Origin of the sequence: Acinetobacter sp. AOR01_HL (genome assembly GCF_027855455.1) — a bacterium.
Lineage (GTDB): Bacteria > Pseudomonadota > Gammaproteobacteria > Pseudomonadales > Moraxellaceae > Acinetobacter > Acinetobacter baumannii.
In genome coordinates, this window is record NZ_JAKTIM010000024.1 from 65,513 (window position 1) to 83,577 (window position 18,065).

Annotated in this window: 19 protein-coding genes; 10 read left to right on the forward strand and 9 right to left on the reverse strand. The window is 39.9% G+C overall.

The window, feature by feature from the left end; genetic code table 11:
* Positions 1 to 44: 44 nt before the first annotated feature.
* Positions 45 to 1,595 (reverse strand): murein biosynthesis integral membrane protein MurJ, encoded by a 1,551-nt coding sequence (murJ, locus tag MKL62_RS08200; protein WP_169538965.1) that lies wholly within the window; start codon positions 1,593 to 1,595, stop codon positions 45 to 47.
* A gap of 72 nt (positions 1,596 to 1,667) precedes the next feature.
* Positions 1,668 to 2,237, reverse strand: a complete 570-nt coding sequence (gene ampD / locus MKL62_RS08205; RefSeq protein WP_000810005.1) for a 1,6-anhydro-N-acetylmuramyl-L-alanine amidase AmpD — start codon at positions 2,235 to 2,237, stop codon at positions 1,668 to 1,670.
* Between the two features lie 171 nt (positions 2,238 to 2,408).
* Between ampD and nadC the strand changes: the two genes are divergently transcribed.
* Entirely contained in the window at positions 2,409 to 3,254 is an 846-nt protein-coding gene (nadC, locus tag MKL62_RS08210) for a carboxylating nicotinate-nucleotide diphosphorylase (RefSeq protein ID WP_000026924.1), read from the forward strand.
* On the opposite strand, the gene MKL62_RS08215 is transcribed toward nadC, so the two are convergent.
* The 6 genes from MKL62_RS08215 to MKL62_RS08240 form a co-directional block, all read right to left on the reverse strand.
* On the reverse strand, positions 3,251 to 3,418 hold the full coding sequence (locus MKL62_RS08215; protein ID WP_000938939.1) for an ABZJ_00068 family colistin stress protein: 168 nt from the start codon (positions 3,416 to 3,418) through the stop codon (positions 3,251 to 3,253). The two genes, nadC and MKL62_RS08215, sit on opposite strands and share 4 nt — an antisense overlap.
* 442 nt (positions 3,419 to 3,860) lie before the next feature.
* Positions 3,861 to 6,029: a phosphocholine-specific phospholipase C gene (locus tag MKL62_RS08220; protein WP_057694946.1), complete on the reverse strand. Its 2,169-nt coding sequence runs from the start codon at positions 6,027 to 6,029 to the stop codon at positions 3,861 to 3,863.
* A 21-nt stretch (positions 6,030 to 6,050) separates the two neighbouring features.
* Complete coding sequence (locus MKL62_RS08225) at positions 6,051 to 6,185, reverse strand: hypothetical protein (protein ID WP_255787789.1); 135 nt, start codon at positions 6,183 to 6,185, stop codon at positions 6,051 to 6,053.
* A gap of 133 nt (positions 6,186 to 6,318) precedes the next feature.
* The gene (rph, locus tag MKL62_RS08230; protein WP_057694947.1) at positions 6,319 to 7,035 is read right to left on the reverse strand and encodes a ribonuclease PH; all 717 of its coding nucleotides are present in this window, start codon (positions 7,033 to 7,035) and stop codon (positions 6,319 to 6,321) included.
* Positions 7,036 to 7,193: 158 nt separating this feature from the next.
* The gene (locus MKL62_RS08235; protein WP_270899758.1) at positions 7,194 to 8,336 is read right to left on the reverse strand and encodes a fatty acid desaturase family protein; all 1,143 of its coding nucleotides are present in this window, start codon (positions 8,334 to 8,336) and stop codon (positions 7,194 to 7,196) included.
* 30 nt (positions 8,337 to 8,366) lie between these two features.
* A complete protein-coding gene (locus MKL62_RS08240) occupies positions 8,367 to 9,392 on the reverse strand; it encodes a ferredoxin reductase (protein WP_002123339.1) in 1,026 nt (341 codons plus the stop codon).
* Positions 9,393 to 9,565: 173 nt separating this feature from the next.
* Between MKL62_RS08240 and MKL62_RS08245 the strand changes: the two genes are divergently transcribed.
* Together MKL62_RS08245 and MKL62_RS08250 are read left to right on the forward strand one after the other, a co-directional pair.
* Positions 9,566 to 10,204, forward strand: a complete 639-nt coding sequence (locus MKL62_RS08245; RefSeq protein WP_000027529.1) for a TetR family transcriptional regulator — start codon at positions 9,566 to 9,568, stop codon at positions 10,202 to 10,204.
* Positions 10,205 to 10,340: 136 nt separating this feature from the next.
* Positions 10,341 to 10,988 carry a TetR/AcrR family transcriptional regulator gene (locus MKL62_RS08250; protein ID WP_001047027.1) on the forward strand — a complete coding sequence of 216 codons (648 nt, stop codon included), beginning with the start codon at positions 10,341 to 10,343 and terminating at the stop codon, positions 10,986 to 10,988.
* A gap of 79 nt (positions 10,989 to 11,067) precedes the next feature.
* On the opposite strand, the gene MKL62_RS08255 is transcribed toward MKL62_RS08250, so the two are convergent.
* Positions 11,068 to 11,685: a thiol:disulfide interchange protein DsbA/DsbL gene (locus MKL62_RS08255; protein WP_000737567.1), complete on the reverse strand. Its 618-nt coding sequence runs from the start codon at positions 11,683 to 11,685 to the stop codon at positions 11,068 to 11,070.
* A gap of 179 nt (positions 11,686 to 11,864) precedes the next feature.
* Between MKL62_RS08255 and ubiG the strand changes: the two genes are divergently transcribed.
* The 7 genes from ubiG (at position 11,865) to MKL62_RS08290 (ending at position 18,038) form a co-directional block, all read left to right on the forward strand.
* Positions 11,865 to 12,578, forward strand: a complete 714-nt coding sequence (ubiG, locus tag MKL62_RS08260; RefSeq protein ID WP_000080757.1) for a bifunctional 2-polyprenyl-6-hydroxyphenol methylase/3-demethylubiquinol 3-O-methyltransferase UbiG — start codon at positions 11,865 to 11,867, stop codon at positions 12,576 to 12,578.
* A complete protein-coding gene (locus tag MKL62_RS08265) occupies positions 12,575 to 13,276 on the forward strand; it encodes an HAD family hydrolase (RefSeq protein ID WP_000973871.1) in 702 nt (233 codons plus the stop codon). Before ubiG ends, MKL62_RS08265 begins: the two co-directional genes overlap by 4 nt.
* Positions 13,277 to 13,341: 65 nt before the next feature.
* Positions 13,342 to 14,088, forward strand: coding sequence for a YciK family oxidoreductase (locus MKL62_RS08270; protein WP_000877608.1), 747 nt, complete (start codon positions 13,342 to 13,344; stop codon positions 14,086 to 14,088).
* A gap of 217 nt (positions 14,089 to 14,305) precedes the next feature.
* On the forward strand, positions 14,306 to 14,716 hold the full coding sequence (locus tag MKL62_RS08275; RefSeq protein ID WP_254946466.1) for an RcnB family protein: 411 nt from the start codon (positions 14,306 to 14,308) through the stop codon (positions 14,714 to 14,716).
* Positions 14,717 to 14,939: 223 nt separating this feature from the next.
* On the forward strand, positions 14,940 to 15,260 hold the full coding sequence (locus MKL62_RS08280) for an RcnB family protein (protein WP_000724538.1): 321 nt from the start codon (positions 14,940 to 14,942) through the stop codon (positions 15,258 to 15,260).
* 120 nt (positions 15,261 to 15,380) lie between these two features.
* Positions 15,381 to 16,736 (forward strand): amino-acid N-acetyltransferase, encoded by a 1,356-nt coding sequence (argA, locus tag MKL62_RS08285; protein ID WP_001142457.1) that lies wholly within the window; start codon positions 15,381 to 15,383, stop codon positions 16,734 to 16,736.
* A gap of 333 nt (positions 16,737 to 17,069) precedes the next feature.
* Entirely contained in the window at positions 17,070 to 18,038 is a 969-nt protein-coding gene (locus MKL62_RS08290; RefSeq protein ID WP_001173275.1) for a sulfonate ABC transporter substrate-binding protein, read from the forward strand.
* Positions 18,039 to 18,065 lie beyond the last annotated feature (27 nt).

The window sequence follows — 18,065 nt, forward strand, 5'->3', positions numbered from 1 at the left end:
TTTCGAAGATAAAAAAAGCGATCTAAATTGATCGCTTTTTTATTTTAGTGTTTTAAATCTCTCGGTCTAAAGCCTGTCAGTAATAAGCCAATTAAGTAAGCGATCACCCCTACAACGCATAAACCGACTACCTCTGCAACACGAATCCATTGAGAGAGTTCACCGTTATACCAATTTAACCCGAACCAAAGTGCTGCAATCATCGCAAGGTTAGCCAAACCATATTGAAGTGCCAGTTTTTTCCAATGTGCACCAAATCGGAAAATATTACGCTTATGTAGATAAAAATAGAGCAAACCTGCATTTACTAAAGCTGAACCAGAAGAGGCTAATGCAAGCGCCATATGCTCTGCATGCCAATTGATTAGTTTAAAAAATCCAATAAATACAACGTTTAAAATCGCATTGGCAGCAACCGACATTAAACCCACACGGACCGGTGTTTTTGTATCTTGCTGCGCATAGAAACCTGGTGCAAATACTTTAATTAACATAAAGGAAATTACGCCTGCACTCATACATTGCAATGCAAGTGCTGTCATTTGTGTATCGCGTAAATCAAACTCACCACGTTGGAACAATGCCTGAATAATCGGTGTAGAAAGCATAAATAAAGCAATACTTGCTGGCAAACCAACCAACACAATCACTTTTGCTGCCCAATCGATCATACTGCGAAACTTCGCTTGGTCTTGTTCAGCATGACGTGCTGACAGTGAGGGTAAAATCACTGTACCAATCGCAACACCGATTAATCCTAAAGGTAACTCAGTCATACGTTCGGCACTGTAGAGCCAAGATACTGAACCATCTTGCATAAAAGATGCCCAAATCGTATTTAGCAATAGGTTAATCTGAGTCACAGATACACCAAATAATGCTGGAAGCATTAATTTTAAAATACGTTCTACACCTTCATGTTTAAAATCAACTTTCGGTGGAATCAGTAAGTTTTTACGCCATAACTCAGGAATTTGTATCGCTAACTGTAAAATACCAGCCGCAACAACTGACCAACCTAAAGCTTTGATTGGCTCAGCCATATACGGTGTAAGCCACCAAGCACCTGCAATCATTGCTACGTTCAGTAAAACAGGTGAAAAAGCTGGCGAGGCAAACGAGCCATAACTGTTTAAGATGCTGCTGGCAAAAGCCGTAAGCGACATAAACATTAAATAGGGAATGGTCAGACGGAACATACTGACCGCTAAATCAAACTTTTCAGGGTCATTATGGAAGCCCGGCGCATACATATAGATAATTGCTGGAGCTAAAACCATAGCCACAAAAGTCAGTAACGTCATGACTGTCAGCAAACAACCAAATACTCGACTAATTAAGATCTGCACTTCTGCATGCGCACGACCTGTTTTATATTCGGTCAATACCGGAATAAAAGCCTGTGAAAAAGCCCCTTCGGCAAACAACCGTCGAAAGAAGTTGGGAATACGAAAAGCCACAACGAAGGTATCGAAATCTTTACCCGCACCAAACACGTTGAGCAATACGACATCTCGTACTAAGCCCAATACCCGTGACAACATCGTCATCGCACTGACAATAAAAGTCGATCGCCATAATGCCATCGTACTCACCTACAGCTATATTCGAAAGTCGCTATTGTAATGAAACTAGAAAATCTTTTCGTTGTGAAATGATGAATGAACTCAAGTTTTTTTCTGTGCTAACAACTGCCTAAAGTGCTGCCATTTAAAATAAGGTCCCGGATCGGTTTTTCGGCCCGGTGCAATGTCTGAATGCCCTGCAATATGGTTTTTAATTTCAGGATAGGCCTGACGAATAGCAGTAACAACGTCAGTTAGCACTTCATATTGTACGTCTTCAAAAGGTAAATCATCACTTCCTTCAAGCTCAATACCAATTGAATAATCATTGCATTCAACTTTGGCTAAGTAGCTTGAACGCCCTGCATGCCATGCACGATCATTAAAGTTAACAAACTGTAGGACTTCACCTGTTCGTAAAATTAACAGGTGTGTAGAGACTTGCATACCTTCAATAGTCTGAAAATAGGGATGAACGGACCAATCTAATTTATTCTGGAAAAACTGTTCAATATAGCCTCCCCCAAACTGAGAAGGCGGCAAGCTAATATTATGAACCACAATCATTTGTATTTCGGTACCAGCGGGACGCTGGTTAAAATTTGGAGAAGGTACTTGTCTCGCGCCTTTTAATTGTCCATCTATAACTTCATACGGTGTGATTTGCTTCATTGAGATGCCAATAAATTGCTTGCCAATTGTTTTAGTTTAAAACAGTTAATTGCTTTTCAGAGTAGTCAGCATGATTGTTTATCGCGATTAATCTGATAAAACAGCTTATTTTTAAAGTCGACGGTGCTAATATATCGCAAGTTTTAGGGTCATCGACAAAATGGAAACCGTATGAGCATACCTCAGTCTTTGCTTGAACAGTCAATTCAAATCAATATTCAACAAGCATTACAAGAAGATATTGGGGACGGTGACATTACCGCCATGCTCACACCTGAAGATGAACAGGCTACCGCAACTATTATTAGCCGTGAAGATATGGTTTTAGCTGGACAGCCTTGGGTGAATGCGCTCATCTCAGCTTATGACAACACTGTACAGGTGACTTGGTTAAAACAAGAAGGTGACCGTGTTGCTGCAAATGAAGCCTTTTTAAAGCTTGCTGGTTCTGCACGTAGCTTACTGACTGTAGAGCGCCCTGCTTTAAACTTTATTCAAACATTATCGGCTGTTGCAACAAAAACTGCTGAATATGTTCAGCATCTTGAAGGTTTAAACACAAAGCTTCTCGATACACGTAAAACTTTACCGGGCTTACGTATTGCACAAAAATATGCCGTAACCGTCGGCGGCGGAAAAAATCACCGCCTCGGTTTATTTGATGCATTCTTAATTAAAGAAAATCATATTATGGCAGCGGGCGGTATTACCCAAGCGATTGCAAAAGCACATCAAATTGCGCCGGGTAAACCTGTTGAAGTCGAAGTTGAAACTTGGGATGAGCTAAACCAAGCGCTTGAAGCAGGTGCGGACATTGTCATGCTCGACAACTTTAGCCAACAACAAATGATTGATGCTGTAAAACACGTGGCGGGTCGCTGTAAACTCGAAGCTTCGGGTAATATCACTATTGAAAACTTACGCGAAGTAGCGACTACTGGTGTCGACTATATTTCTATGGGCGTGTTGACTAAAGATGTCAAAGCCGTTGATTTATCAATGCGTTTTAATGCCTAAATAAAATCAGCATCATTATTGGTATTTTTTTGCGACTTGGTCATGTCTGCCGCTTGTGTTTTTTGCCATGCTGACTGAGTCGCTTGTGCCCCGCTATCCCGTGGATCGGCAGCCATTAAAACAAAAGTAACTACTGCTAATAATACAATAAAACCTTGTAGCATAAATTTTCCCCATCACTTTAAAAAATTAGGGTTTCAAGGTAAAAGATAAATATGACCAGGCTTAGGAGATTCTGTTACAAAAGGTAAGTCTTTATTTTTATTATTCATCTATACGACAGCATCTTCCCACATAGTATTTTATATAAACACCCTATTCCCTTTATTTACTATCGTGATGTGGATATCTCGTTTCTCTATTCGGCCTACGCGGCAGAGTCTTACCGCTTATAATTTTTTTGCCAACAGCTCATTCTGTTACTTTGGTTTTGCCCAAAGTAACCAAAGGCATTGTCATCTGCAAAACCTGCCCATTTTCATCCTCTATCCTATTTTGTTGCAAAAATAAGATCCTTATAGATTATAGACAGGTTGCAGATGACTTTTAGCACCAGCAAATGAGGAATAAATTCCAATACCCTCATTAAGGGAAAAACTTACCAGCTTAAGACTCTAAATACCCCATATATGGATCAGAAATTGAATCTTCTTGAGTTTCTATACGCCCTGCAAAACGGCGACTAAACGTCGCATCTTCCGCTAATGTCACCGTAAAATCATACCAACCACCAAATTCAGACATATCCCAAACCAGTTCTTTTTCAGAACTATTGGTTTCTATCGCCCATGTCTTGTTTGGCAGATAAGCATTTGCCTTGACAGTGAGCTTGACTGACTTATTACCATCATGACGCACTTTTAAATATAAATTCGCATCACATTCTTCTACACATACTCTAATTTCCGGTAATGCTTGAGTCTGATTAGCTTGACTTAAATTACCTTTAAACGCACGGTGAAAACCATTTGGTCCAAGTACCCATAAATCATACTGTCCATTTGTAGTATTCCACACGTCATCAAGCTGTTTGCCCGCCTCAACCATATAACGACGTGGAATTACGGTAAGATCCAAACGGTTATAGACATGGAAAACAGCTGCCTGCTTGCCCGTATTTGAGAACATCAGCTTTACAGTCTTTTGTGCTGCATCGACTTTGGCACTGGTGTGCAAAATATAAGGTAAAGCACGCGATGGTCGAATTCCCATTTCCTGCTGAGGAAATTGTTGCTGGCTCGGAACAGGAACTTGGGGCAATAAAGCTTGAGCGACACGAATCGCATCGGCTTCGGCTTTTGTTTTCTTCCCATCTAGTTCAGCAACAGGCAAAAGATTCGGTGTTTTAAAATTAAATGCCGTTGTTAAATCACCACATACAGCACGGCGGTATGGGCTAATGTTAGGTTCTTGTACACCAAAACGTTTTTCTAAGAATTGTAAAATAGAAGTATGATCAAAGACTTGAGAATTTACCCATCCTCCACGGCTCCACGGCGAAATCACATACATTGGAACGCGTACACCCGGACCATACACTCGACCATCTGGCTTAGGTTGAGATTTTGAAGTCGCCACTGCTGGATGGTTAAAGTATTCATAAGATACTTGTTGGTCCGTTAAAGTGGTTTTTCCATATACAACACCGTTTATATCTTTAGAAGGTGCACTTGGTGAAGGAACATGGTCAAAGAAACCGTCATTTTCATCGAAGTTCACCAATAAAACGGTTTGGCTCCACACTTGAGGGTTTTCAGTTAATGCATTTAATACTTCCTGAATATACCAAGCGCCTTGTACAGGACTAGATGGCCCTGGATGTTCACTGTAAGTTGCCGGAGCAACTAACCAACTCACTTGCGGTAATTTACCCTGCGCAATATCAGCTTTAAAAGTTCCTAAAAAACCACCGTCCGGCATGGTATTGGCAATACCTTTGTAAAGTGGTTGAGTCGCATCAATCTTTTCATCATAGGCTGGACACGTTAGTGTGTCGTTACTGACAGGCTGACCAGATTGCTCATTTGCACGGCGATATTGCTTGAAACCAGCTAAAGGGTTATCAGTAAAGTTATCCGGCATGTTTTGATAAACTTTCCATGTCACGCCAGCCTGGTGTAAACGCTCAGGATATGTCGTCCATTCATAACCTTCTGTCGATGGTCCAATTCCATCAAATTCGTTGACCACACTGGCAACACCTGCACCTGTAGGGCCATTGGTTCCCGTCCAGATAAATTTACGGTTCGGGTTAGTTCCTGCATGCATGGCACAGTGGTAGGCATCACAAATCGTAAAAGCATTCGCTAAGGCAAATTGATATTCAACTTCTTGCTTTTTGTAATAGCCCATCGACTGCGGTTTTTTATATGCCACCCAATCACTCATACGACCGTTGTCCCAAGCTGCTTGTCCATCAGACCATGAGTGAGGTGTACCCGAAACACGCTGAGCATTTCCTAAGCGGCTATCTAAATGGTATGGCAATACTTTCTTTTTATTCGCATCATATTGTTCCCAAACCTTTCGGCCTTCTGTCATTGGAATAGTAAAGCGGTCACCAAAACCACGTACACCTTTTAGTGTTCCAAAATAATTATCAAATGAACGGTTTTCCTGAGTCAAAATCACGATGTGTTTCACATCTTGAATAGTTCCACTTTCAACTTTGGCATCAATAGCTAAAGCTTTTTGAATACTCAGCGGGAAACTCGCTAAAGCAGCTGTCCCAAACATGGTTTTTGTAGAGTTTAAAAGAAATTCGCGACGGTTCATTAGTTCTATCCTGAGTTCTTATTATGGTGCACAGTGCATTTTGCAATTACTGGTGGGCGGTGTTGTTGGCGATGAATTATCTGAGTCATTATCATCGTTACAAGCACTGAGCATGAGTGCTAAAGATGTAATTAATAAAAGTGAAAGTTTTCGCATTAGTTCTTTCCAAACGTTTTAAATGCGAACTACTAATAAAGTGAAAAGGTGACAGACAAGTGATGTTTTTATGTCGATTTGATGAAGGTATAAAAAAACGCATCCGAAGATGCGTTTTTTAGATAACTTGAAATTACCAGCCTAAAGCTTCTTGTTGCTTTTTAATAAGCTCGGCAATTCCTTTTTCAGCCATTTCTAACATGGCATTGCTTTGAGCACGGGTAAACGGTTTGTCTTCCGCTGTACCTTGAATTTCAATAAACTCACCTGCTTGTGTCATCACGACATTTAAGTCAGTTTGACAGTTCGAGTCTTCTTCATAGCAAAGATCAAGTAATACTTCATCTTGATACATACCTACAGAAATTGCAGCAACTAAGCCTTTAAGCGGATCTTGCTTAATTTTATTCTGTGCAAGTAAAACATTCATCGCATCAACCAATGCTACAGCAGCACCAGTGATTGAAGCAGTACGTGTACCACCATCTGCCTGAATGACATCGCAGTCGATCGTAATCGTGTTTTCACCAAGCTTTTTCAAATCAACCATCGCACGTAGGCTACGGCCAATCAGACGTTGGATTTCTTGAGTACGACCAGTTTGTTTGCCACGAGCAGCTTCACGATCACAACGTGAGTGTGTTGAGCGCGGTAACATGCCATATTCTGCTGTTACCCAGCCTTGACCTTGGCCTTTTAAAAAGCGTGGCACTGAGTTATCAATGCTTGCAGTACAAAGGACTTTGGTGTGACCAAATTCGACCAGCACAGAACCTTCAGCATAACGGGTGTAGTTTCGTGTAATTTTCACTTCACGTAATTGGTCTAATGCACGTTGGTCAATACGCATAATCCTTCCTAAATTCTCTTAAATACAAACTTGGGCATAGTATAGCAAAGGATTTTGACAGGTTGAGTTTATTCCCTACTTTCAAATGTAAGTCTGCACTTTTCATAACTTAAAAATAAAAATAGCCCCTTTTTAGGAGCTATTTATTGGTCTATCTATTAGGCAAATTTGAATTTTGCTTTTAATTTTTCTAATGTCTGCATCACTTTTGCAGTGGTGTGTTTTGGTAATGAGCATTTTGCTAAACGCACCCATACACTCCAGAACTGACGCATGAAATTAGCTTCATTGTAGTTAATGCCGTATTCTGCACAGAGTGCCTTAATTTTCGGTGCTACTTCTTTATAGCGGTTGGCAGGCATATCTGGGAATAAATGGTGTTCGATTTGATGGCTTAAATTACCACTCATAAAATGAAGCCATTCTGTACCACTAAAATTACTTGAACCACGAATCTGACGTAAATACCACTCTGCCTTAGTTTCAGTGTCGGTATTATCCGGCTCAAACGTTTCTGCATCTTCAGTAAAGTGACCATTAAAAATCACAGCAGATGACCACAAGTTACGAATAATATTAGCAACTACATTGCCTGCAAAAACCGGTAAAAACATAGGACCAGAGATCACAGGGAAAAACACATAATCTTTTAAAACTTGGCGCGTTGCTTTTTTACGGACCTTAGCCGCATCTTTCCACACCTGTTTCCAGCTTTTGGTTTTATAAACTAATGCATCTTCAAGATGTAGATTTTGTACACCTACATACCATTCAAAGAAAAACATTAACTGTAGAGCCAAAGGAATATTAAATAGGTGACGAGGTTCCCACTTCTGTTGATCGCTTACTCGCAAAATGCCATAACCGACATCATGGTCTTTACCGACAATATTGGTATAGGTGTGATGTACATAGTTGTGTGTTTCACGCCAGTCATCACCAGAGGCAATGGTATCCCAATCATAGGTATTACCATTCAAACTTGGTTCATTTAACCAGTCAAACTGACCGTGCATAACGTTATGACCAAGTTCCATGTTTTCTACAATTTTAGAAATACCCAGTAAACCTGTACCCAATAACCAGACAGGAGGAATCCAGCCACCAAACATCAACATGCCACGTGATGCGATTTCGGTATAGCGAACGAAGTTACGGACTTTGTAGATATATTTTGCATCTTGCTCACCAAGACTTTGCATAACATCTTGACGAATCTGTTCAACACGGCGGCCAAATTCTTCAATTTGCTCAGGTGTTAAATGAGCAGATTTAGAAACGGTAGAAAATTCTAATGCCATATTCATAGGGTTAATCCTCTTTAATTCTTTTTATAGATCAATCGTGACGGGGCTTAATGCCTGACTCACGCATAGTTTAATTGGACGGTTTGGTTGGTCTTCAATTTCACCTGTTAACAGGTTTTGAGTGACTCCGCTCACTTTGGTACAACTGCATTTATTACAAACACCCATACGGCAGCCATGTTGCGGGCGTAGTCCCGCCTGCTCTGCACTGCTCAGTAAATTTGTTTCAGCTAAAAATTCGTGTTGAGCACAGCGGAAAATAACAGGCTGTGCTGCATGTGTACCAGTCACTTGAAGTGGTTGGAAATATTCTTGGTGAAGTTGAGACTGAGCACCTTTTTGCGTATAAATTTCATTCGCCTGCTGCATCATGCCGTGGTGCCCACATATATAGGTCGCAGTCTGCGCAAAATCTGGAACCAGCTTTTGCAGTAAGCTTTCAGTTAAATGCTGCTTTTGCTCGGTGGTATTAAAAAAATGATATTGAAGCTGTGGGTGCTGTTCTGCCAAAGCTTTTAATTCGGCATGAAAAATTTCTGCACGATTAAAATAAATGACATGGATTTGTTCAAGCTGCTGTTTCAAAGCTTGCTGCAAGAGTGAATAAAGTGCAGTAATACCGCTTCCTGAGGCAATTAAAATTGCAGGCTGCTGACCTTGATGCAAAGTAAAATCACCTTGTGGCTGTGAAATCTCAACACACTCGCCTACATGTAATAGTTGAGCTGCACGAGACACTAAGCCTTGTACTTTAATACCTAAAGCGATTTCACCTTGAGTGGTTACTTCAATAATCGAATAGCTACGTTGTTGGTAAACGCCATCGATAAGCAACGTCAATAGAATGCTATGTCCCGCACAAACCTGTTCGAAATTAAAATTACGATTTGGTTTAAGCTTGATCAGTACCATATCGGTATGAAGCGGCTGAACAGCGGTAACTTCTGCAAGTACCCTTTTCCAAGCCCAAGTTGCGTTAATTTTCTGCAAAACAAAATCAACGAAATCTTCTCGAACCCAATGTGGTTGATAGTTAAGTGTTGCGTTCATACGTTCCTCTTTTGTTTCTGGCTATTTATTTGAGTGAACACATGTTCGTATAGTGAACATATGTACACTATATTTATAAGTGTTCACTCAGTCAACACTTGTTCACTATTTTTTTTATGAAAGTTTGCTCTTTTTTGTTAGACTTTGGCTCACGGTTTAAATAGGTTTTTTTAATGTCGATACGGGATGAACGAAAACAGCAAAGTCGTCAGGCACTTCTCGATGCAGCCTTGCATCTGAGCACGTCTGGGCGTTCGTTCAGTAGTATCAGTTTGCGTGAAGTTGCACGTGAAGTGGGTTTAGTGCCAACAGCGTTCTATCGTCATTTTCAAGACATGGATGAACTCGGGAAAGAGTTGGTTGACCAAGTTGCCCTACATTTAAAAAGCGTTTTACATCAACTCGGCCAGAGTTATTTACAGCACAAGTCTGCAAAAACCCAAACCAGTATTGAACTATTTGTACAGGCAGTGAACCATAGCCCTAAACAGTGGCAATTTATGATTGCTGAACGTTGGGGTGGTTCAGAAACGGTCCGTGCAGCAATTGCTAGAGAAATTGAATTTTTGATTGAAGATCTCACAACAGATCTGACTAAACTCGAAAATTTTAAACATATTCAAAATCCTCAAGACTTAAATGTCTTATCTACCATTTTGACCAATATGTCATTTACATGGGCAATGACGTGGCTCAACCTCGCCAAACAATATCAAGGTGAGCAACTTAAACAGCAACAAACTGCATTTATTGAAAATGCGTCTACACAAGTTCGCTTACTGTTTAGAGGCATTGCTAACTGGGAACGGTAAAACTGGCAAATGACAAAAAACAGGTTATGTGTTAATACGTAAAGAGTGAAAGAAAAAGGCGAAAATTTCGAGAAAAGTCTTTTTCTTTTTACAGGAAGTAAACTATTCGTTAGGCCAAACTGGTGTGGGAATACCTATGAATCTTGATCGTCATACACAGTTTTTGATGCGCAAAGAAAAAATTCTAAGCGTTGCAGAAAAATTGTTACTAGAAAACAATCAGGAAATTACTCTAGATGAATTAGTGGCCGAGCTAGATATTGCAAAAGGTACGCTTTATAAGCACTTTAGAAGTAAAAATGAACTTCTGCTTGAATTGATTATTCAAAATGAAAAACAAATTTTAGAAATTTCTCAAAAATATAATACTGATTTTAAAGAGTATGCACCACGGTACATGCTCCACCATTTGCTCACACCGGGAAAAACGATTTTATTGCATCAACTTGAAGAAAATCTGACGATGACAGAGTCTAAGTTGAAGCATCTTTTTGAAGAGCTTTATGAAGTTCGTCAACAACGTATTCTAGCGATTAAAGACATTACAGAAAGTTATTTAAAATCATTAAATTATGATATGTCGATTCGTGACTATTTATCTTATATCTGGTCACTCACTTACGGTGCATCGTTGCTTTTAAACTCGACTTATTATCAGCGCTCGATTGGTTCTCGCCAAAAATTAATTAATTTATATATTAACCAAGCATTATCACTACCCACCCAAACCACCAATTTTGATGCGCTCAATTTTCAGATTGAAGACGAGAATTCTCAAAATTAATTGAATTATTTCGTGATTATGAAATAAATTTTATAAAAAAAGGGCTTCATAAGAAGCCCTTTTTTAAAGCAATAAACTTTTATTTTGCCTTACGTTCTTTTTCAATTAAGTAATTAAGGACTTGGGTAACTTTACCATCTTCACCCTGTACAACATATTTACCATTAACGACAACTGCTGGAACACCTGTTAATTGGTACTGTTGAGCAAGTTTATTTGACTCGGCAACTTTTGCAGTTACAGCAAATGAGTTGTAAGTGCTATTAAATTTTTGTTCAGGCACACCGTAACGAGTAAAGAATTTAGCCGCAGAAGCCTGGTCAAAAATCTGCTGACCATTCACTTGAATTGCATGGAATAATGGTAAATGCGTGCGCTTACGTACACCTAATGCCTCAGATGTATAGTAAGTACGTGCCCCTTGTTCCCATACTTTGTTCATGGCTGCTGGCGTACGCACAAAACGTACATCACTCGGAATTTGTTTTAACCACGTTTGCATATGTGGTTCAAGTTTAAAACAGTGCGGACAGCCATACCAAAAGAACTCACGAACTTCGATTTTCCCCGGTACTTCCACTTTGCCTGGATTGGCGATTACGGTGTAGTCTTTACCAGCAACAAAATCTGCTGCCATTGCACTACCCGATACGGCCATAATTGCTGCACTCAAACCACCCAAAACCAATTTTTTCATTGTTACAGCTTTTCCTCTAAGTTGTTATGCATTAGCTTATGCCCTAAATATAAAACAAATATGCTAAATTCGTTTTGCTTCTGTGAAGTTTTTTATTGGGTTTATCGCTTTTTTCCCAATAATCGCTACACTAACGGCGAACTACATCAAAAAGATAACCCAAGTTTAGAGGTGACACCATGTCGCAATTGAATGTTGATTTACAAGAAATCGCAAAATTTGAAGCACTTGCTGCCAAATGGTGGGATCAACATTCTGAATTTCGCCCACTTCATCAAATCAATCCTTTACGCTTAAACTGGATTGATGAACGTGCAGGTGGCCTTGCCGGTAAAAAAGTACTTGATGTCGGCTGTGGCGGCGGGATTTTGGCTGAAAGCATGGCACGTCGTGGAGCAGATGTACTGGGCATTGATATGGGTGAAGCGCCTTTAGCTGTAGGCCGTTTGCATGCTCAACAAGAAAATGTTCAAAATATTGAATATCGTCAAATTCCAGTTGAAGAATTGGCGCAAGAACAAGCAGGCCAATATGATGTGGTCACTTGCATGGAAATGATGGAACACGTTCCAGACCCGGCATCCATTGTAAAAGCATGTCAGACTTTGGTTAAACCCGGTGGCCATGTGTTCTTCTCGACCATCAACCGTAACCCGAAATCTTATTTATTCGCCATTATTGGTGCTGAATATGTGCTGCGCATGCTGCCAAAAGGTACGCATGATTATCACAAGTTTATTCGCCCATCTGAAATGGCACATGACATTCGTAATGCAGGCTTAACTTTAAAAGAAATGACAGGCTTGCACTACAACCCAATTACGAAGCGTTATTGGTTAGCACCAAATGTTGATGTTAACTATATGGTTCACACAATAAAGACAGGTGCATGATGAAAGCTGTTTTATTTGATTTAGACGGTACTCTCATCGATACGGCTGCCGACTTTATTCGTATTATTCAACAAATGTGCCGTGATGCAAGACGCCCTGTTGTAGAAGCCGATCTTATTCGTACACAAGTGTCTGAAGGTGCCCGTGCCATGGTCAAATTGGTCTACCCAGAGCTGGATGTGACCAATCCAATTTTCTTGGCACATCGACAAAATTTTTTAGATTTATATGGCAATAATATAGTTGTCGATACTGACCTGTTTGAAGGGATGTATCCACTTTTAGAAGAGTTAGAAGCTCAGCAAATTCCGTGGGGTATTGTCACCAATAAACCACGTGGTTTAAGTGAATCTCTTCTAGAAAAGTTAAACCTGACGGAACGCTGTGCGGTTTTGGTATGTCCTGAAGATGTTTCTAAAACCAAGCCAGACCCGGAACCAATGTATTTGGCTGCAAAGCAGTTAAATATCCCGGCAAATGAAATCATTTATGTGGGGGATCACCCACGTGATATCGATGCTGGCCGCAATGCTGATATGTATACCATCTTAGCAGCTTATGGCTATTTACCTATCGAACATCGGGATGATTTAAACGCTTGGCAAGCCGATTCGATTGTAAATACGGTGACAGAATTACACGAGTTGTTACGTCAAAAGCTTCCTGCTCTACAGGAAAATCAGCGTATGATAAGTTAATACAAGAGTTGTATAAGTTTTTTTAACGGTTACTTATATCAATATAAAAAGAAGGAGGTTTACCAATGAAATATTCAGAATATCAACCTCGTCCGGATCTACTCAAAGATCGAATTATTTTAATCACTGGTGCTGGTGATGGAATTGGGCGAGCTGCAGCCCTCAGTTATGCTTTACATGGTGCAACTGTAGTCTTGCATGGTAGAACCTTAAATAAACTTGAAGTAATTTATGATGAAATTGAAGGTTTAGGCGCACCTCAACCTGCTATTTTACCCCTCCAGCTTTCGAGTGCTTCCGATCGCGATTATGACTTTTTAGTAAGTACGCTAGAAAAACAATTTGGTCGTCTGGATGGCATTTTGCATAATGCGGGTATTTTGGGTGAGCGAGTAGAACTTGCACATTATCCAGCAGAAGTATGGGATGATGTGATGGCCGTCAATTTACGTGCACCTTTTGCTTTAACCCAAGCTTTATTACCGCTATTACAAAAGTCAGAAAACGCTTCTGTCGTATTTACCAGCTCAGGTGTAGGCCGTGAGGCACGCGCGCTCTGGGGGGCATATTCTGTCTCTAAAGTCGCGATTGAAGCGGTGAGCAAGATTTTTGCGGCTGAGCATACTTATCCAAATATTCGCTTTAATTGTATTAACCCAGGGGCTACACGTACTGCCATGCGTGCTAAAGCTTATCCTGAAGAAGATCCGAAAACCTTACCAACACCTGAGTCCATCATGCCGGCTTATCTTTATTTAATGGGTGAAGATAGCTTAACGCTCAATGGGCAAAGTATTGATGCACAGGATTAAATAATTACAGATGAAAAGCTAAAATAATTTATAGCCGATCATCACATCTGGCTTGGCTATACCTGAAAAGATATATACAAGCCTTTTTTATTATTGAGAAAAACGCTGGATTTATCCGTAATTTTAATTGAAGCATTAAATGATCTTCACAGTTTCTCTGCATTTTGCGCGTACAGTATTCAACATGAGAGACATCAGATGTAAACGAGGATGCATCATGAAAAAGTTGTTCACCATCTTAGCCCTTTGCATCACTGTACTGACCACCAGTATGGCAAGCTTTGCTGATCCTCCTTTTGACCGAGGACATGGCCCGAAAGGTCCTAAAGGCGGACCTCGTGGTGAATGGAATGATCGTGGGCATAAATTTGACCGTGACGATAATGGTGATCGTGTTCGCGATGAACGCCGTATGCGTGAGGAACGTGGCTTTGAGCGTCTGAAACAACATCGTTGGCAGCCAGGTTATGTGATGCCACAGCACTATCGTGGTAATGGTTATAAAGTCGACTATAAAGACAATAACTTACCTAAACCCGATCGTAACCAGCAATGGTACAAAATTAACAATGACTATATTTTAGTCGACACGAACTCTAACAGTATTGTGAGTATTCGCGGTTTCTAAGATAGATAGCTCCTCACTATCGCTTAGTAGGAAAGGATGAAGCTGATCGGCTTTATCCTTTTTTTTATTTTTATATCAATATGATATTAAAATTTAAATCTTCTAAATTTCTTCTTATTTCATAGAAAAGTTTCACATTTATTATTCTTCGCCTTCACGATTTATCTGTAATTTTTCACTAATCTTCAATTATCGAAATTTAATAGATCATTCGAGGTTTACGATGAAAAAGATAACAACAGCAATTATTCTTTCAATGAGTGGTTTAATCGCAACAACAGCAATGGCTGCGCCTCACGACCATTATCACCACCAAGGATATGAGACAAAAACCGTTAAAGTCATTCATAAAGATGACCATGCGAATATCTGGCGTGCAGGCCAAGTCGTACCGCATCAATACCAACATCCACGTTATGTCATTGACTACCGCTCACACCAGAAATTGACTAAGCCAGGTCGTTATCAAAAATGGTATAAGGTGAACGGAAATTATGTACTCGTAAATGAGCAAAGCCATAAAATTATTAAAGTAATTCGTTAAGTTCATAAAACATCTAACACCCAAAGCTAATTTGGGTGTTTTTTTATCTAAAACATGCGACTTTGAGCTTTTTTGTTTAGAATCCTCTTTATATCTTTTTGCTGTTGATTCGAGATCGGTATGCCAACTAAGTCTTTAGAGAAATCACATAATAATACCCAGCATTATGTACATTGGTTCCGACATTCAGCACCCTACATCAATGCGCATCGTGATAAAACTTTTGTTTTAATGTTTGGCGGTGAAGCAGTCCGCGATCCTAATTTCGAACATATTATTCACGATATTGCCTTATTACATTCTCTTGGCATCCGTTTAATCTTAGTGCATGGCGCACGTCCACAAATTAATCACAACCTTAAAGAAAAAGGGATTGAAACCCCTTTTTATGATAACTGCCGTATTACTACACGCGAATCTTTAAGCTGTGTCATGAGTGCTGTAGGGTCTATTCGGTTAGAAATCGAAGCATTGTTATCTATGGGCTTAGCTAACTCTCCAATGTATGGCGCTCGAATAGATGTCGTATCAGGTAATTTCGTAACCGCTAAACCTTATGGTATTCGTGAAGGAATGGATTTTCAGCTTACAGGCGAAGTTCGTTCAATAGATACAGACGCGATTGAACGTCATCTTGATAACAATAATATTGTTTTACTTGGCCCAACGGGCTATTCAACCACAGGTGAAGTATTTAATTTAAGAGCTGAAGAAGTTGCAACCAAAACTGCGACTTATTTAAAGGCAGATAAATTAATCTTTTTAGGTGAGCAACAAGGTTTACCTAACGAAGATGGGCAATTACTGCGTGAATTAAGCCCACACCAGCTTGATTACTATATTCAACAATACCAAACCACACACCCAACCCTAACCCTACATTTGCAAGAAGCAAAAAAAGCATCTTTATCGGGTGTACATCGTGTCCATCTAATTTCTTATTCTTATGATGGCGCGCTTATTGAAGAACTCTTTACGCGTGATGGTGTGGGTACCATGATTACCGATGCGCATTATGAAGAAGTTCGTATGGCGCATATTCAAGATGTCGGCGGGTTAATGAACCTTTTACGCCCATTAGAAGAAGAAGGTATTTTGGTGTATCGCTCACGTGAGCGTTTAGAACAAGAAATTAACCAGTTCGCTGTCATTGAACGAGACGGTATGATTTTGGCTTGCGCTGCCCTTTATCCAATTCCGACTGAGTTTAATGAAACACGTTCAGCAGAAATTGCTTGTGTGGCAGTACACCCAAGTTATCGTAAATCGAACCGTGGCAGCCAAATTCTGCAATTTCTAGAAGAAAAGGCCAAACAACAAGGCATTCGTCAATTGTTCGTTTTAACCACCCGTACCGCGCACTGGTTCTTAGAGCACGGTTTCCATCAGGTGAGTGTGGATGACTTACCAAATGCCCGTCAGGCACTTTATAACTATCAAAGAAATTCTTTAGTCTTTAAAAAATTGCTTCCCTAGACTATGCATTTTTTAAGATATTCTTATTTCAGATAAGCTTAGTCTAAAAAGTACAACCATAAAGGTAATTAATGTATGGTTGTACTTTTTTTAAATCTTTAAATTTTATTCTTTTAATAACTTTTACTTTATTTACATCTACTTAAATATCTTTTTATAAATATTGTCCTGTTCAATAAATCATTTTTTTGCATAAGTTTATCGCCGAAAGTTTTTAGCTTTTTTTTGTATAAATAAAGACTGAATATTTATTTTTTACGAAATAAAAATCCCTTTAGGGTATCTGCTCATCCAATTATTTTTCTTTTTCTCTTTCGGGGAGCACGAAACCACATGGCACTTTTTAATTCCACTTCATGGGCAAAATATTCAGTCATTGCTGCCAGCCTTGCGGGAGTGATGATGCTAGGTGGTTGTGCCAAAAAAGAGGAGCACACCACAACAACTTTAAATATCGGCTATCAGAAATATGGCATCCTTCCTATTCTAAAAGCACGTGGTGACTTGGAAAAAGCGCTCAAAGATCAAGGCGTACAAGTGAAATGGGTCGAGTTTCCTGCGGGACCTCAATTACTTGAAGGCCTAAATGTAGGAAGTGTTTCGTTAGGCGAAGCAGGTGAAGCACCACCTATTTTTGCTCAAGCAGCCAATCCAAATTTAGTCTATGTTGCAAATCAACCTGCTGCACCAAAAGCAGAAGCGTTATTGGTACAAAAAGATTCTCCAATCCAGTCTATTAAAGACCTAAAAGGAAAACGTGTCGCACTGAATAAAGGTTCGAATGTTCACTACCTTTTATTAAAAGTCTTAGAAGCAAATCACTTGAGCTTGAGTGATATTCAACCTGTTTATTTACCACCATCAGATGCGCGTGCTGCCTTTGAAAAAGGAGCTGTCGACGCATGGGTGATTTGGGATCCGTTCTTTGCAGCAGCTGAACATCAGATTCAGGCCCGCGTTCTGGCAACAGGTGAAAACTTGGTAAGCAATCATCAGTTCTACTTAGCTGATCGTAAATTTGCAGAAAATAATCCAAAAGTTCTGAACACGGTTGTACAAACGCTAAACCAGACAACTGAATGGGTTAGCACACACCAGGATGAGGCTGCCAAGCTACTCGAAAAACCTACGGCACTTGAGTTCGATGTACTCAAAACCTCCATTTCACGTATGGGTTTTGGAGTTCAGCCAATATCTGACAAGGTAGCTCAAGAACAACAATATGTAGCTGATGCCTTCTACGCGCAAAAGCTCATTCCCAACAAGCTCACCATTCAAGAAGCCATTTTAAAACTGAAATAAACCCAGCTTGGGCACAGCTTAAATAAC

What these genes read in the sequence shown, in the direction of transcription:
- ampD (WP_000810005.1), bottom strand. Translation starts at nt 2,237, where the DNA reads ATGAAGCAAATCACACCGTATGAAGTTATAGATGGACAATTAAAAGGC.
- argA (WP_001142457.1), top strand. Translation starts at nt 15,381, where the DNA reads ATGCCAACTAAGTCTTTAGAGAAATCACATAATAATACCCAGCATTAT.
- MKL62_RS08290 (WP_001173275.1), top strand. Translation starts at nt 17,070, where the DNA reads ATGGCACTTTTTAATTCCACTTCATGGGCAAAATATTCAGTCATTGCT.
- MKL62_RS08265 (WP_000973871.1), top strand. Translation starts at nt 12,575, where the DNA reads ATGATGAAAGCTGTTTTATTTGATTTAGACGGTACTCTCATCGATACG.
- MKL62_RS08215 (WP_000938939.1), bottom strand. Translation starts at nt 3,418, where the DNA reads ATGCTACAAGGTTTTATTGTATTATTAGCAGTAGTTACTTTTGTTTTA.
- MKL62_RS08245 (WP_000027529.1), top strand. Translation starts at nt 9,566, where the DNA reads ATGTCGATACGGGATGAACGAAAACAGCAAAGTCGTCAGGCACTTCTC.
- MKL62_RS08275 (WP_254946466.1), top strand. Translation starts at nt 14,306, where the DNA reads ATGAAAAAGTTGTTCACCATCTTAGCCCTTTGCATCACTGTACTGACC.
- rph (WP_057694947.1), bottom strand. Translation starts at nt 7,035, where the DNA reads ATGCGTATTGACCAACGTGCATTAGACCAATTACGTGAAGTGAAAATT.
- MKL62_RS08270 (WP_000877608.1), top strand. Translation starts at nt 13,342, where the DNA reads ATGAAATATTCAGAATATCAACCTCGTCCGGATCTACTCAAAGATCGA.
- ubiG (WP_000080757.1), top strand. Translation starts at nt 11,865, where the DNA reads ATGTCGCAATTGAATGTTGATTTACAAGAAATCGCAAAATTTGAAGCA.
- nadC (WP_000026924.1), top strand. Translation starts at nt 2,409, where the DNA reads ATGAGCATACCTCAGTCTTTGCTTGAACAGTCAATTCAAATCAATATT.
- MKL62_RS08255 (WP_000737567.1), bottom strand. Translation starts at nt 11,685, where the DNA reads ATGAAAAAATTGGTTTTGGGTGGTTTGAGTGCAGCAATTATGGCCGTA.
- MKL62_RS08235 (WP_270899758.1), bottom strand. Translation starts at nt 8,336, where the DNA reads ATGGCATTAGAATTTTCTACCGTTTCTAAATCTGCTCATTTAACACCT.
- MKL62_RS08250 (WP_001047027.1), top strand. Translation starts at nt 10,341, where the DNA reads ATGAATCTTGATCGTCATACACAGTTTTTGATGCGCAAAGAAAAAATT.
- MKL62_RS08240 (WP_002123339.1), bottom strand. Translation starts at nt 9,392, where the DNA reads ATGAACGCAACACTTAACTATCAACCACATTGGGTTCGAGAAGATTTC.
- MKL62_RS08280 (WP_000724538.1), top strand. Translation starts at nt 14,940, where the DNA reads ATGAAAAAGATAACAACAGCAATTATTCTTTCAATGAGTGGTTTAATC.
- MKL62_RS08220 (WP_057694946.1), bottom strand. Translation starts at nt 6,029, where the DNA reads ATGAACCGTCGCGAATTTCTTTTAAACTCTACAAAAACCATGTTTGGG.
- MKL62_RS08225 (WP_255787789.1), bottom strand. Translation starts at nt 6,185, where the DNA reads ATGCGAAAACTTTCACTTTTATTAATTACATCTTTAGCACTCATGCTC.